The sequence below is a fragment of the Pedobacter sp. SL55 genome, assembly GCF_026625705.1.
Lineage (GTDB): Bacteria > Bacteroidota > Bacteroidia > Sphingobacteriales > Sphingobacteriaceae > Pedobacter.
Genome location: NZ_CP113059.1, coordinates 1,987,611 through 2,001,964 on the forward strand (window position 1 = coordinate 1,987,611; position 14,354 = coordinate 2,001,964).

13 protein-coding genes are annotated in these 14,354 nt (G+C 39.5%); 4 read left to right on the plus strand and 9 right to left on the minus strand.

Translation table 11 applies throughout. The features are described from left to right. Window positions 1–78 precede the first annotated feature (78 nt). Together OVA16_RS08945 and OVA16_RS08950 are read left to right on the plus strand one after the other, a co-directional pair. Window positions 79–702 (plus strand): SGNH/GDSL hydrolase family protein, encoded by a 624-nt coding sequence (locus OVA16_RS08945; protein ID WP_267765367.1) that lies wholly within the window; start codon window positions 79–81, stop codon window positions 700–702. A 507-nt stretch (window positions 703–1,209) separates the two neighbouring features. Beyond that, complete coding sequence (locus OVA16_RS08950) at window positions 1,210–2,529, plus strand: MFS transporter (protein ID WP_267764999.1); 1,320 nt, start codon at window positions 1,210–1,212, stop codon at window positions 2,527–2,529. Window positions 2,530–2,793: 264 nt separating this feature from the next. On the opposite strand, the gene OVA16_RS08955 is transcribed toward OVA16_RS08950, so the two are convergent. After that, window positions 2,794–3,672 (minus strand): hypothetical protein, encoded by an 879-nt coding sequence (locus tag OVA16_RS08955; RefSeq protein WP_267765000.1) that lies wholly within the window; start codon window positions 3,670–3,672, stop codon window positions 2,794–2,796. A 372-nt stretch (window positions 3,673–4,044) separates the two neighbouring features. On the opposite strand from OVA16_RS08955, the gene OVA16_RS08960 reads away from it, so the two are divergent. Then, window positions 4,045–5,448: an MFS transporter gene (locus tag OVA16_RS08960; protein WP_267765001.1), complete on the plus strand. Its 1,404-nt coding sequence runs from the start codon at window positions 4,045–4,047 to the stop codon at window positions 5,446–5,448. Window positions 5,449–5,511: 63 nt separating this feature from the next. Then, window positions 5,512–5,865 (plus strand): DUF2200 domain-containing protein, encoded by a 354-nt coding sequence (locus tag OVA16_RS08965; protein ID WP_267765003.1) that lies wholly within the window; start codon window positions 5,512–5,514, stop codon window positions 5,863–5,865. A gap of 82 nt (window positions 5,866–5,947) precedes the next feature. Here OVA16_RS08965 and OVA16_RS08970 read toward each other — a convergent pair whose 3' ends face one another. The 8 genes from OVA16_RS08970 to OVA16_RS09005 are packed head-to-tail and all read right to left on the minus strand — an operon-like array spanning window position 5,948 to window position 14,229. Continuing rightward, a complete protein-coding gene (locus OVA16_RS08970) occupies window positions 5,948–6,283 on the minus strand; it encodes a peroxiredoxin family protein (RefSeq protein ID WP_267765369.1) in 336 nt (111 codons plus the stop codon). Then, on the minus strand, window positions 6,217–7,062 hold the full coding sequence (locus OVA16_RS08975) for a DUF4369 domain-containing protein (RefSeq protein ID WP_267765004.1): 846 nt from the start codon (window positions 7,060–7,062) through the stop codon (window positions 6,217–6,219). Before OVA16_RS08975 ends, OVA16_RS08970 begins: the two co-directional genes overlap by 67 nt. Before the next feature lie 22 nt (window positions 7,063–7,084). After that, complete coding sequence (locus OVA16_RS08980) at window positions 7,085–8,200, minus strand: TlpA disulfide reductase family protein (protein WP_267765005.1); 1,116 nt, start codon at window positions 8,198–8,200, stop codon at window positions 7,085–7,087. 31 nt (window positions 8,201–8,231) lie between these two features. After that, complete coding sequence (locus OVA16_RS08985; protein ID WP_267765006.1) at window positions 8,232–8,768, minus strand: discoidin domain-containing protein; 537 nt, start codon at window positions 8,766–8,768, stop codon at window positions 8,232–8,234. Further along, window positions 8,740–9,192, minus strand: a complete 453-nt coding sequence (locus OVA16_RS08990) for a DUF1735 domain-containing protein (RefSeq protein ID WP_267765007.1) — start codon at window positions 9,190–9,192, stop codon at window positions 8,740–8,742. The genes OVA16_RS08985 and OVA16_RS08990 overlap by 29 nt, the downstream gene beginning before the upstream one ends. Before the next feature lie 16 nt (window positions 9,193–9,208). Continuing rightward, complete coding sequence (locus tag OVA16_RS08995; RefSeq protein WP_267765009.1) at window positions 9,209–10,582, minus strand: RagB/SusD family nutrient uptake outer membrane protein; 1,374 nt, start codon at window positions 10,580–10,582, stop codon at window positions 9,209–9,211. An 11-nt stretch (window positions 10,583–10,593) separates the two neighbouring features. Beyond that, window positions 10,594–12,006 carry a hypothetical protein gene (locus tag OVA16_RS09000; protein ID WP_267765011.1) on the minus strand — a complete coding sequence of 471 codons (1,413 nt, stop codon included), beginning with the start codon at window positions 12,004–12,006 and terminating at the stop codon, window positions 10,594–10,596. Window positions 12,007–12,054: 48 nt separating this feature from the next. After that, window positions 12,055–14,229 carry a SusC/RagA family TonB-linked outer membrane protein gene (locus OVA16_RS09005; RefSeq protein WP_267765012.1) on the minus strand — a complete coding sequence of 725 codons (2,175 nt, stop codon included), beginning with the start codon at window positions 14,227–14,229 and terminating at the stop codon, window positions 12,055–12,057. Window positions 14,230–14,354 lie beyond the last annotated feature (125 nt).

The window sequence follows — 14,354 nt, forward strand, 5'->3', positions numbered from 1 at the left end:
GCAGAAAACGGTTATATTGAAATTGTGGGTTTTAATTGCAAAGAGTTATTAAAGCCCGATGCCAAACCTGTACGTAAGATGGAATTTATTGGCGATTCTATTACCTGTGGTGCAGGAAGCGACGAAAGTGAAGTGAAATGCGAAACGCCAGGTGCTTCGTGGCACGATCAGCACAATGCTTACTTTGCCTATGGCCCTACAACTGCCAGGAGTTTAAATGCACAATGGCACCTTTCTTCGGTTTCTGGCATTGGCTTAATGCATAGTTGCTGCGATAAAAAAATAGTAATGCCACAAGTTTTTGATAAGATAAACTTAGCAAAAGATACCATAGCGTGGGATTTTAGTAGGTATCAACCCGATGTGGTCACTATTTGCTTAGGGCAAAACGATGGCATACAAGATTCGGTAAAATTTACTACTGCCTATATCCACTTTGTGAAACGGTTGCGCAGCTATTGCCCTAAATCTAAATTGATATTGCTGAGCAGTCCAATGGCAAACGAAAAGCTGAAGGCTGCTTTAGTAAAATACATTAACGCAGTAACAGAATCGCTCCGTAAAGAAGGAGAAAATAATATTGGCAGTTTCTTTTTTGCCAAGCAATATCGTAGTGGTTGCGGTAGCCATCCGTCTTTGGCAGAGCACAAGCAAATTGCGGCAGAATTATCCAATTACCTTAAAAAAGAAATGAGTTGGTAGGCGAATATGATTTTGGCTGATCTCTCAGGGCAAACGCATTAAAATATTTTTGTCTTGCTAAACAGGCTTTCCACTTTTTTCAGTAGCTTTTATGTTTTTAACGGTCTTCTAGCTTGCTTCGCAGGTTTCTTGATAAAAAGTGGAGCAAACCCGAGCTTGCGAGCGCATGAATACCATTAAAAACATATTTACTAATGATTAAATCAAGGCTTGTATCTATTTTGGTAAAAATTCGTCGAACCACTCTCGAAAATAATTTAAGGTCTTACCCTTTATTTTGGCCACCACACGACTGAAAATTATTTTGTGCAATGCAACTTGGGCGGAACTATAGGTGGTTTCAACGATTTTTCCTCAAAATATCTACTAGGCCAATCCATGCTTGGCTAAGGTTGTGCTATTATTTGAGTGACAACCTAACATAATGTTTAATTTTAATGTGTTTGCCCTAGCTGATGCCTCCTGTTTTTTGCTACTTAGGCTTCAACCTCGTATCTTTCCACATCCATGGATTTACAAAAAAGTACCACAGCACCGATAATTTCAACCAGCAATCGTATCAAAGCCATTGTTGGCGGTTCTGTAGGTAATTTGGTAGAATGGTACGATTGGTATGCCTATGCTGCCTTTGCTATCTATTTTTCAGCGTCATTTTTTCCTAACGGAGATCAAACGGCCCAGTTGCTAAATACCGCAGGCATTTTTGCAGTTGGTTTTTTAATGCGCCCAATAGGCGGTTGGCTGTTTGGCACCATAGCCGATAAGGTGGGTCGCAAAAAAGCAATGACCACCTCTGTTTTACTAATGTCTTTTGGTTCGTTGCTCATTGCTTTAACACCTAACTATGCAACTATTGGCATTTTTGCACCTATATTGCTATTAGTTGCTCGGTTGTTGCAGGGGCTAAGCGTTGGCGGCGAATACGGTGTTTCGGCTACTTATTTAAGCGAAATGGCAACAGCCGATAGAAGGGGCTTTTATTCGAGTTTTCAGTATGTAACGTTGATAGGAGGGCAGTTAACCGCATTGGGCATTCAGCTTATTTTGCAAAAATGGATTTTAACCAATGCACAATTGCACGAATGGGGCTGGCGCATTCCCTTTGTAATTGGAGCCGTACTTTCGGTAATTGCATTATACCTCAGAAAGAGTTTGCACGAAACAGAATCGTTTGAAAAAAGTAGCGAAAAGTTGCGGGAACAAAAAAGTAAAAAAGGTTCGGTAGGAGAGCTGTTGAAACACCCCAAAGCGTTGCTTACAGTAGTTGGATTGACCCTCGGAGGTACGCTGGCATTCTACACTTATACCACTTACATGCAAAAATTTTTGGTAAATACTGTGCTGCTGAGTAAGCAAGAGGCAACGTTAATCTCCTTTCTGTCTTTGCTCATTTTTGCCTGTTTACAACCATTTTTTGGCTTGCTTTCTGATAAAATTGGCCGTAGGCCTTTGCTGCTGGGTTTTGGCATTTTGGGTACGCTGTTTACTGTGCCGTTGTTAACAGCTTTGGGTAAAACCACCAACTTATGGGAAGCATTTGCCTACCTCATTGCCGCATTGATTATCGTTTCTGGATACACGTCAATTAATGCAGTGGTTAAAGCAGAATTGTTTCCAACCAATATTAGAGCATTGGGCGTTGGCTTACCCTACGCTATTACGGTAGCGGTTTTTGGTGGCTCTGCCGAATACGTGGCGCTGTGGTTTAAGCAGCATCAGGTAGAACATTATTACTATTGGTATATTACCGGTTGTATCGCTTTCTCATTGATTGTTTATATTTTCATGAAAGACACCAAGAAAAGTTCATTGTTGAATAAAGACTAGTGCGTTAAAAAATCTTCTTCTTGTGATTGGTGTTATTACCATAACTGTTCGGAACAATTTATATCTATTGATTTAGGATAAAGATTAGCCAAAATAGTTATCTTTTCAGATGTATAGACGCAGTCCAAAGCTTTTTGTTCTTTGTGTCTTTGTGGTTAATTATTTTTTCCTGTGGTGGGTGTGATTGCTATACCATACCACATGCCTAATTCAAACTGATTGGTAATAATACCAACCAGAGTTTAAGGCAAACTTCGTTATGGTTTACTTTACGTTAATAATTTCACTAAAGGTTACTTTTCCGTCAAAATCATACTGTGCAAGCCTTACATATACATGCTTTCCAGATTTAAGATTTCCCTCAAAAGATTTAGCATCGCCTTGGTCTTTAGTACAAGATATCAAGGTAATAATGGCTAATGTAAATATGCCAAATTTAATGTACCTGTTGCGGCTTGCTGGTAAGAGTAGCAAACCCAATAAACCAAATCCTGCAATTGCAATATCAGTAAAGCTATAATTAAAAGAATAAGAAAGCGGGGTCGACGATGAACCGTCCTTAGATTTAGATAACACAGTTCCTAAGTCTGTCCATTTGCTGCCGTTTGTAGAAGCCTGTACTATGAAATGACTATTGTTTTGCTCTGATGTGGTAGACCATTCAAACTTTATAAAACTTCCGTTAGATTTTGCGCTAAAGCCATCAAGAGATACTGGTAGCACTGTAGTGGTATAAGGTCCGCTAAATTGAGTGAGTGACCCGCATCCGTATCCTGAGTCTTGCCATGTGCCTATTCCCAAAGCTGGGGGATTAGGGGAAGTATTGGTAGTGTTATAATGTAATAAATCATTAAAAATTTCGTCTGATTCTAATGCTGCGATTATTTCCCATCGGTTGTTGGATATGCTCCACACCACTTTGGCAGGAGCCCCACAGCATGAAAGGAGAGTTTTATAGGTGTTGTGTCCAGCTACAGTGCCATCTGGAGACCAAGTATCAGTAGTAAGGATGCAACCTCCAGCATCTTTTGCAGTAATTTGTGCCGTTACATCATTTGCATTGATGATGAAAAGTAACGTAATTAATGAACAAAGACGTCCAATTGCTGTATAAATCAAATATTTTGATAGTTTTTGCATCATAAATTAAAATTCAGTAGTTACACATTTTAGTCTTTAAGTATTAAAGGTAGTACAACTTTTGGTTTTAAACTGAAAAATTATAAATTAAATGCGGATAATAAATTTCGCTGTTTGCATCTTCCTATAGCAGAGTAAAACCTAAGTAGCCTAAAACCAAAAAAAGCCCAACTTTCGTTGGTCTTTTGCCTGTTAGCGAGGTTGAGAGTTTATACGAACTTTTAACCGCTATTGTTCCTGTGCTTGGTGTTATTACCATACCATATCACAACCAGAGGTTGAGTAGTGCGATAAAAAATCTTCACTAAAACAAAATCGTACAATGCGTTTTTTACTTCGTAATTTTACAAACGCATTTCTAAAAGCTAGCAACGGATGAATCAACCGCCTACCCATATCGATACCACTAAAAAGCTGCTGCCCATCATCTTGGCGACATCCATTTTTATGCAGATGTTGGATTCTACCATCTTGAATACTTCGCTGCCAACCATTGCCCAAGATTTAAACGAATCGCCGCTTAATATGCAGAATGCCATTATCAGCTATGTGCTTACCCTGGCACTTTTTATGCCGGTAAGTGGTTTTTTGGCCGATAAATTCGGTACGAGAAAGATTTTTATCGCCTCGCTCATCTTGTTTGCAGCGGGCTCTCTGTTTTGTTCGCTTTCGCAAAATTTAATGCAATTGGTGTTTGCCCGTGTTTTACAAGGTATTGGTGGTAGCTTAATGACCCCCGTGGGCAAATTGGCACTCATTAAAACTTTTCCTAAAAACGAGCTGCTCAAAGCCATGAACTTTGCCATTATCCCCGCTTTAATTGGTCCGGTTTTGGGGCCATTGGTGGGTGGCTATATGGTAGATTACCTTTCTTGGCATTGGATTTTCCTCATCAATATCCCTATCGGTTTAGTTGGTATTATTTTGAGCATCAAATACATGCCCGATTATAAATCTAGTATCATAGATTTTGATTTGAAAGGTTTCTTGATTTTTGCGGCGGCTTCTTTATTGCTATCTATAGCTTTAGAAATGTTCGGCAACACGGCACACATTACCCCCGTGCTATCGGTGTTTTTTCTTGGTTTTTTAATGTTGTATTTCTACTATAGGCACGCAAGCCGAGATAAGGATGCTATTTTTCCGTTGAACTTGTTTCAAGTACGCACTTTTAGGGTGGGTATTGTGGGTAGTTTGGCTACGCGTTTAGGCATTAGTTCGGTGCCGTTGTTGCTGCCTATGATGATACAAATTGCCTTTGGACAATCGGCAGTTACCTCTGGTTGGATTGTTGCGCCAATGGCACTTACCGCTATGTTGGCCAAGTCTAAAGTCATCAAAATCCTCAACAAATTTGGTTATCGTACCACCTTAATGGTCAATACTTTTATGATTGGGGTTTTAATTTGTTGCATGGCCATCCCAGTAATCGATAATTCCATTTATTGGTATATGCCTATCATCGCTTTGCTAGGTTTTTTCAATTCTATACAATTTACGGCCATGAATTCTATCTCTATTGCCGATTTACGGCATTACCATACTAGTAGTGGTAACTCTTTGGCTTCGGTAAATCAGCAGCTGGCCATTGGTTTTGGCGTTGCATTTGGTCTAATTGTATTGAAAATTTTTCAAGGCGATGTAAAATTGATCCATAACGAAATCCACAATGCTTTTCGCTATACGTTTTTGGTTATTGGTGGCTTAACCATCCTATCGGGATTGGTTTTTAGGAGGTTGCATTTTAAGGATGGAGAAAACATGAGGGCAAAGGAATAGCAACAGTTCTTGTAAAGCCTGCTTAAAAATTTTGATTAATTTTGATGTAAAGATTTTTAAAAAATGAAAAGCAACAACGAAAAAGTGTACAAAATGTCTTTTGCTAGTGTATACCCGCATTACGTTACCAAGGTAGAAAAGAAAGGCCGTACCGTAGCCGAACTAAATGAAGTAATCTATTGGCTAACTGGTTACAGCGAGAACGCTTTACAACAACACATTGATACCAAAACTAATTTCCAGGACTTTTTTGCAGAAGCTAAGTTAAATGAAAATGCCACCAAAATTACGGGTGTAATTTGCGGCTATCGTATCGAAGAAATTGAAGACGAAGTAATGCGCCAAGTGCGTTACCTAGATAAACTGGTTGATGAGCTGGCCAAAGGGAAAGCAATGGAAAAGATCTTGAGAAAATAAAGAGGCGAACCATCCAGTTCGCCATCTTATTCTTACTAACCTGTTTTTTACATTTTATGCCGTTTTATAGCGGTAATTAGCATTATTTAATGTAAGCAGCAATTTTCTTGTTTACATCTTCGCCCCGTAAATCTTTAGCTATGATTTTTCCGCTCGGGTCTATCAAGAAATTTTGCGGAATGGCTGAGATGCCAAACCTTACCGCTACCTCGGTTTTGAAGCCTTTAACGTCGCTTACTTGTGTCCAGGGTAGTTTGTCTTGTTCTACTGCTTTTAACCAAGGTTCTCTTTTATCGTCTAAAGAAACGCCTACAATTTCAAAGTTTTTGTCTTTTAGTTCTCCGTAAGCTTTTAATAGGTGTGGGTTTTCTGCTCTACACGGTACGCACCAACTAGCCCAAAATCTACCAACACATATTTTCCTTTAAGAGACGATAATTTAAACTCGTTTCCTTTAACATCAGGCAATGTAAAATCTACTTGTTTACCAATGGCAATGTTTTTTGCCTTGTTGTACTTGTCGGTTATTTTTTTGCCAGTAAAGCTGGCAAGCACTCTTTTGCTCAAACTGTTGTAAATGGGTTCAAACTTTTCCAAATCAACCACAGCCATTCTATTGCCCAAAACTAAATCTGCGGTCATGTACGAGTCTGGGTTGTTTTTAATGAAATCATCTAATGTTGATTCCATTTTAGCCATCACAGGTTTTGCATCTTCTGAAATCTTTTTAAGCTCCACAGAATCTTTCGCCGCTCTAGCTTTGTAAAAACGATCTACTATTTTTTTGTATTCGGCTTGTAATGGGTCCATTTGTGCATGATAGGCCAAGTTTTCGGCTTGTACTTTAGTGCCAGAAATGGTTGCGGTAGCAATTTTATCTGTGCCAGCAACAACCGTATTTCCTTTTTCGAGATAGAATTCTTGATAATCTACCATTCTTCTCTTGCTCGTATCTTTTACAATAGGCTTAAGTTCTAAATAAGCCCTGTTGCCGTAGGCTGTTGTTCCCGAAATGGTAAATTTGCCATTCATAACATTAGCACTATCCTTAGCGCTTTTGCCTTCGCTGTTGGTAAATGACAGCAAAATCATTTTGTCGTTTCCAACGCCAGAAAGGGTGCCAGTAATGTTAAATTTATCTTGCGCCTTTGCGCTAATTGCAGATGATATTAATGCAGCTAAAATTATTTTTTTCATATCAGTTCTAATTCGGTGGGTATTACTTGATGTAATTTTTTAATAATTCGGTAAGATTTTCGCCTCTTAAATTCTTGGCCACAATCACACCGGTGGGATCTAACAAAATATTTTGTGGTACCGAGTTGATGCCGTACATTACCGCCACCTCGTTTTTCCAATATTTTAAATCACTTACGTGTATCCACGGCATGCCATCAGTTTCAATAGCTGCCAACCATTGTTCTTTTCCGGCATCAAGAGATACGCTAACAATTTCAAATTTATCTCCTTTAAGTGCATTGTAAGCTTTTACCACATTGGGGTTTTCTGCTCTACAGGGTACACACCAGCTCGCCCAAAAATCTACCAACACATATTTCCCTCTTAATGAGGATAGGGTAAAAGGTTTGCCATTTTGGTCGTTTTGCGTAAAATCTGTTGCTTTAGAACCTTCTTGGCGGCGTTTGCCAATCTCAATTTTCTCTAAAGTACGTTTGCCCAGTGGCGATGATTTTAGTGCAGCAGAAAAGCGGTTAAAAAGCGGCTCTTCTTCTTTAGCTACAAATTTGCTATCGAGTATGTAAAGGTTGTAGGCAGATAAGCCAGCGTAAGAGTTCAGGTGGCTTTCTACAAATTTTCTGTTAGTGTTTTTAATTTCTGCAACCAGCATAGAAACGGCATCCCCGGCTTTTTTTCTAATTTCTATAGGTTTCTCAAACTGTCCATCTTTATTTTTCTTGCCATACTCTTTTTGTAGCGACATGATTTTTTCAGTCAACGGTTTAATCATCGCTTCGCGTTCGCTATTTTCTTTTTCAGCAACCGATCCCGTAACAAGGGCATTTGCTAAGGTGCTTTTACTTTCTAAAGTAATTTTTGAGTTTTCTAGGATAAAACTGATGTAATCTCTTTTCCCGGTAGTTGTGGGCCTAACGGCAAGTATTACATCTTTAGGTTCGTCCAAAGTTCCGGTAAACTGAAATTTTCCATTCTTCACTTCAGTAGAATCAGTTTCTACCCAAGCACCGTTTTTAAGGAATGTGAGGTAGGCTTTTGTAGGTGTTTTTACAGCTGGTAGTTTACCCGTAAGGATGTAAGATTGTTGGGCTGCCGCCAAAAATGGCAGCAGCGACAACATTAAGAATAATTTTTTCATTTGTGTGTTTTATGTGAATTAGTTAGAATGATTAATTCCTCAGTAGAATGCCAGCCACAAAGCCAATGCTAAAGGTGTTAGAGTATGGTGTGGCAGCCAAAATAGTAAAACGCACATATCTACCGGTAGCTGGTGCTGGTAAATTTAATGTTTGCTTTTTAGCTGCGTTATTAACGTCTATCGCATAGGTTCCTCTATCGGTCCAATTGGTGTTGTCTGTACTGGTTTCTATTTTAGCAGAGGTAGTATAACCTCCAACAGCTGGGGTTACTGCAGTTGGGAAGAAGTAATCTAAACCAGAAAAGGTAACGTTGCGGCCATAATCAATGTTGATCCATTGTGGCAAAGCTGCGGTTGTAGCACTGGCCCAATAGGTTCCACTGATATTTGCGTCTATGGCTCTGCTGGCTGTATTTGTACCTGCAGTTGAAGAGGCCGTAGCGGTAGGTGCGTAGCCAGTATGGTCTACATATAGTGCTTCGCCCGTATTGAAAACATAATACACTACTCTTCTTGTTACCGGGTCTTGTGGCTTTCCATCAACAGAAGTAATGGTTAAAGGTAGCACGTAAAGTACTAAGTGGTCTTAAAGTAGTTTGGAAACTAAGGTTAAGCACCGCTGCTTCAGAAACATTGCTCCCGGCCGGAATGGCCACTATGGGCTTGTAAAACAAATAACTCTTAGTGGGAAGTAGTATGGCACTATTGCCATATTTTAACCTGTAATCCACAATTTTGGTAGTATCTGGCGCAAATGTCACATAGTGTACGTCAGAAGAAGCGCCCCCTTGTAATGTCGCTTTCATTTCAGTGCTTATCAATGTAACTTCTTTGATATTCAGGGAAGTCGTTACTACATCTGTAGTCGCGGGTAGGTCAAAAGTTACACGCCCTTCTTCTAGCGCTTCTCGGCCAGCATTATCTTTTTTGCACGATATAATTGACAATGCCATCACGCACACTGCCAGTATATTTAATTGATATGTATTCATCTCTAGTGTATTAATGTTATGGGTTTTGGACCATGTCTGGATTGAATGCCAATACCTGTATCGGTATCTGCAGTGTGTATTTATTACTATGAGGTTCTAACCTAGCTATTTCCACATTCTGAGCTGTGGTTCTAATGATTACTGGCATCCTGTTTTCTGTATCCAGCCTGCGCATATCAAACCATCGTAAACCATGAAAAGGTAATTCTCGTCTTCGTTCCTTTAGTATCTCATCTAGTATCTCATTTTGGTCGGTAGAGCTAAAATCTCTGCTAGTAATAGGTGTGCCTGTGAGACGATTTCTACGAACCTCATTTAAGTGGCTAAGCGCATTGGTTAAGCTATTTGCTCTTGCTGCACCTTCGGCTGCAATTAAGTGCATTTCTTGTACAGATGTGCCAGAGTTGGTTAACTGAAAAGCAGGGGTAACTGCAGCTGCATAAAACGAAGTTCCACCTCTGGCCGTACTTGCCCAGTTATAATACAAAACCGTTCTACGGGCATCGTTACTTGCAAATAGATTTTTTAATTCTGCAGAGATAGATAGCCCATAAGCAGCAGATGACCGCCCATAGATCACATCTGGATGGGAAACCACATTGGTGGTGGTTGGGAAAGTTGCAGCATTGGTATAGTCTATCATAACGGCACGGGTATTAGTTAAAGCTAATTCAGCGTATCGTAGCGCTTCTGCATATTCTCTTCTGTATAAATAAACACGAGCTAATACGCTGTAAGCAGCCCCTTTAGAACCCCTAAATCTTGCATTGCTATTATCTTGAGGAAGGTTTGGGATAGCCTCGTTGATATCGTCTATGATATGTTTATAGATTTCGGCAACTGTGCTTCTTGGAGGAGATTTCTTACTCACATCATCAGACGTAACGAAAGGAACAGCCAAATCGGTAGCAGCTGTTGCTGCATCATAAGGCTTACCATATTCGTTAACCAAATAAAAATAAGAATGCGCACGCCCAAGCAAAGCTTCTGCCCTTAGACTTTTTTTCTGAGAATCTGTGCCTCCCTGTGCTGCATCAATACCTAATAATACCGTGTTAAAAAGGTTAATTCGGTTGTAATGCTCTCCCCATAAATACGCAAGCGAGTTCACATCATTGGTAAACTGTGGCGCCCAGGTGTAAATAAGGTCGCCAAGGGAAGTAGGCGGATTGTTGACGGTAACTAAATCGATATTGTCCGTCATTAGATTCAAAATATTGTCGGCATTGGTTTCGGTAACAAGTTTCGAATTGTTTAACCATAAATCATAGTCGCCAGTGGTTTTTAACAGTTGTTTACCCTTGGGTTCTACATCCAAATATTTGTCGCAACCGCTAAAAACTAAACAGCAAAGTAAAAGTTGAGCGGCTATGTATTGAAATTTTTTCATCGGTTTAAATTTTAAAAGTTAGTGAATAAACCTAGTGTATAAGTAGGGGTAACGTAAGATTTGGCATAGCTGCCGGTACCCATACTAAAATTATAACGGTTAAAGCCTACCGTGTAAAGATTGGAGGCTTGTGCTTTAAGCTCGAAGTTTTTAAAACCAGCCTTTTTAATGAAGTTAAGGTTGTTGAATCTGTACGAAACGGTCACATCTCCAAGCGTTAAGTAATCGCCATGAACTACATAATTGTTGTTAGATCTGTAAGCAATACTCGGAGCAAAACTATTTAGATCTACTAAGTTTGGAATATCGGTATTCAATTCATCGCCAGGCACTCTCCAAAAATTATTAGATCCTGTTAATGGCCTGTTTTCGGCAGGTGTAGGCCTTGGTACTCTTACTTTGAAGCCACCATAGTAGTTAACCATTGCGAAAAAGTAGAAATTTCCAACATCAATCCTATTACTTAAGCCTCCGCTAATACTCGGAACGGTAGTTCCAGAATATTGAACTAGACCTGAGTCTTCTCTAGACATGGCCTGCACCAAAGGATTGGTTGAAGAACTGGTATTTACTACGAACTGGTTTCCGTTCTGATCTACAATAATTGGGTGGCCCTCGTTATTAAGACCAATGGTGTTGTAAGAAAACATAGCGCCTACAGGATAGCCACTTACATACCCCAAAACATCTAATACCTGTGGATTGTATTGGCCCACTCTGAACACATCAAGAACTTTGCTGTTGTTCTTCGCAATTACTAATCCTGTATTCCAGTTAAAGTTTCTGTTGGCTATCCAATCTGCTTTAAGGCTAAATTCTATACCGTTGTTTCTGATGGTGGCATAATTGATCAAAGCTCTGCTAGCGCCAGATGATGGGTCTGCGGCACCCAACGTTGGATCAACAGTAGAATTACCCATGATGTCAGTGGTCTTTTTCGTATAATAATCTACACTACCAGAAACGTTCTTGAAGATATTAAAATCTAAGCCAAGGTTAAAGTTTTCTGTTTGTTCCCAACGTAAACTGCTATTGGCATTAGAAGATAAAATAAGCGAATTTAACGTTGGTGTGTTAGATTGGTTGAGTTGTGATTGCGCAATTACCTGAGGTAGTGAAAGCTTGGCCACATTGCCGTTAAATCCAAAAGCACCACGCAGCTTTAACATGTTTAGCCAATTAAAGCCCTTCATAAAATCTTCTTTATGGATGTTCCAAGCAGCACCTAATGACCATAGTGGCTTATACTTGTACTTTGGATCAGTTCCGAAAAGATTCGATTGGTCTACACGTATACTTCCGGATAACGAATAAGTATCTTTGTAGGAGTAAACAATATTTGAAAATCCTGATAAAAAGCGGTCATCACTAAAAGTTTGGTTAAAGAAACTATTTAAAGAACCTAGTGTATTTGAAGTAACCAATGTACCTCTAACCGCAGCAGCATTGCTAAATATAGACTCATAATCTACCTATTGTTGCAATAAACTTTGGTCATTGTAACCGAAATAGGATGCTAGATTACCCTGATTGAGTACGCTTCTAATCTCTGCACCGATGATTCCATTTAGAGAATGGTTGCCAATTTTTTTGTCGTAATTCAGTTGTGCACGTCCCGTGTAGCTCCTAGAATTAGTGTTGCGCTGGCGAAGAAAATCTCCGTCGGGAATATTCCGTTTAAAAGCCAATGTAGGTTGTGCAGCTGTAGGGGTAACGGTGTAGTTGTTAACCCAAGCATTGATTACCGACGAGCCTTGGCGAGCCAAGTACTTATATTCCGAATTTGAATTTTCATAAACACCACCGAACAATAGATTAAAGCCTTTACCAATACTGTAGTTGAAATTGGCGATGGTTTTATAGTTTAGGGTTCGTGTTTTGTCACTAATTAAGTTGGCATCAACTAAAGGGTAATAGTTTTGGTCTAGCAAACCCTGCGCTTGAATTAGGTTATTATATACTGGAGCAAAGCTTTGTGAGATTATTGCTGCAGGATTGCCATTTACATCTTCGTAACGTTCGTAAGGTGCAATTAAAAAAGGGATAGGTACTGGAGCACCGTTATTGCGTTGTTCTTGATACTCGGTAGTAAGTTCTAAACTTAGTCGTTTGGCCAATTTAAGTGTAGTTCTACCAGTTAGCAATAACCTATTATTATCATTCATAATTTGGTTATTTCTATTGCCTGTGTAGTTGGCCGTGATGTAGTACAATGCGTTAGGTGTACCCCCAGAAACGTTTAATGTGTGCGTTTGGGTAGCGGCTGTTCTTAAGAATAATCGATTATAGTCTTTAATGTTATCGTAGTTTTCTAGTTCTGCAAAAGAGCTTTCTGCCTGCTCATTTGAGATAATTCCAGCAGCTTGCTGCGCTAAGATATAGAAAGGGATAGAACGGCGTACGTTTCCGCCAGTTGATGAACTAGGCGCAAACAATTGTCCCCAACTATTGGGTGTTACAATGAGCGCTTGCCTTTCGCGTAAATAATTAGCGTTGATACTTGACGCCTCTGGATCCCACCTGTAGCGGCTATAATTCTCTTCAGGCGTTAAACCTAAGGTAGTTCTGAAATTGAACTGCGCTGCACCCGGTTCGGCTTGTTTTCTTTCGATGATAATTACTCCATTTGAAGCTCTTACGCCATATACCGTAGCGGCGGCGGCATCTTTCAAAATCGTTACCGACTTGATCTCATTCGGATCGATCATTTCTAAGGTCAATTCGGTTGGGTAACCATCTACCACAATTAACGGACTTTGGTTTGCCGACATGGTAGAGATACCGCGGATATTGAATAAAGGTCTTGATGATTGGGTGCCATCTGGAGAGGTACTGGTAAAATTAACGGTATTGTTAATCATTAAACCTGGTAGTCTGTTTACCAAACCATCTAAAAAGTTCGAGCTTACCCTAGATTCATACTCTTTAGTGCTAATTTGTGCTATGGCACCAGTGCTTTGCTCTGGCTTAATACGTTGGTAGCCCGTGTTTACCGTAACGCCAATTTCTTTTAGCTCGCCTACATCAAAACTTAACAAAATAGTACCCAGGTTTTTGGCTGCTTTTACTTCTCTTGTTTTATAGCCTGTGTACCTAATTACAATAACTGCATTTTCATCAACATTTGCCAAACTGAACGAGCCATCAGCCCCGCTAGTTACTCCTTTGTTGCTGTTTTTTAAAATGATAGAGGCTCCAGCCAAAGGTCTGTTGGTTAGTGAGTCAACTACCCTGCCCGTTACGTCTATCGTTAAAAAATTTTCTACCACCCTCTCAAAAAAGGATTTAGGCTTGTGCTTAATTATAATGTTTTTATTTTCAATAACATAGGTCATTTCGCTGCCGCTAAGTAATGTTTCCATTACCTTCTCAAGCGAAGTATTCACAAAGTTGGCATTGATCTTTGTATTGGTGTTAAAATTTGTGCTTTCTACCAGTACGTTGTAATTGGTTTGCTTTTTAATTTCTCGTAGCACCTTTTCAATTGTTACGGGAGATTGTACCAGGTTTAATTTCTGGGCAAAAGTTGCCGCATTAACCTGAATTAGCGAAATCATTAATATGAAAGTGGTTAGTTTCATCATCAATAGTAGTTTCGATAGTTTGCCTTTTGGCGTTGGAAAAATTTTAGTATAGTCTGTTTGCATATTTATCCATCATTTTACAGACACTCTCTCCCTCGGCGATAAACACGCATACGCCATTGCTTAACTAAGCAATATTTGTTAAGTTTGGAATGTCTGTATAGGTATAGCATTGTTTGTTAATTGTA

Excerpts from the sequence above, each read along its gene's own strand:
- OVA16_RS08945 (WP_267765367.1), top strand. The coding sequence starts at position 79 with ATGGAATTTATTGGCGATTCTATTACCTGTGGTGCAGGAAGCGACGAA.
- OVA16_RS08950 (WP_267764999.1), top strand. The coding sequence starts at position 1,210 with ATGGATTTACAAAAAAGTACCACAGCACCGATAATTTCAACCAGCAAT.
- OVA16_RS08955 (WP_267765000.1), bottom strand. The coding sequence starts at position 3,672 with ATGATGCAAAAACTATCAAAATATTTGATTTATACAGCAATTGGACGT.
- OVA16_RS08960 (WP_267765001.1), top strand. The coding sequence starts at position 4,045 with ATGAATCAACCGCCTACCCATATCGATACCACTAAAAAGCTGCTGCCC.
- OVA16_RS08965 (WP_267765003.1), top strand. The coding sequence starts at position 5,512 with ATGAAAAGCAACAACGAAAAAGTGTACAAAATGTCTTTTGCTAGTGTA.
- OVA16_RS08975 (WP_267765004.1), bottom strand. The coding sequence starts at position 7,062 with ATGAAAAAAATAATTTTAGCTGCATTAATATCATCTGCAATTAGCGCA.
- OVA16_RS08980 (WP_267765005.1), bottom strand. The coding sequence starts at position 8,200 with ATGAAAAAATTATTCTTAATGTTGTCGCTGCTGCCATTTTTGGCGGCA.
- OVA16_RS08990 (WP_267765007.1), bottom strand. The coding sequence starts at position 9,192 with ATGAATACATATCAATTAAATATACTGGCAGTGTGCGTGATGGCATTG.
- OVA16_RS08995 (WP_267765009.1), bottom strand. The coding sequence starts at position 10,582 with ATGAAAAAATTTCAATACATAGCCGCTCAACTTTTACTTTGCTGTTTA.
- OVA16_RS09005 (WP_267765012.1), bottom strand. The coding sequence starts at position 14,229 with ATGCAAACAGACTATACTAAAATTTTTCCAACGCCAAAAGGCAAACTA.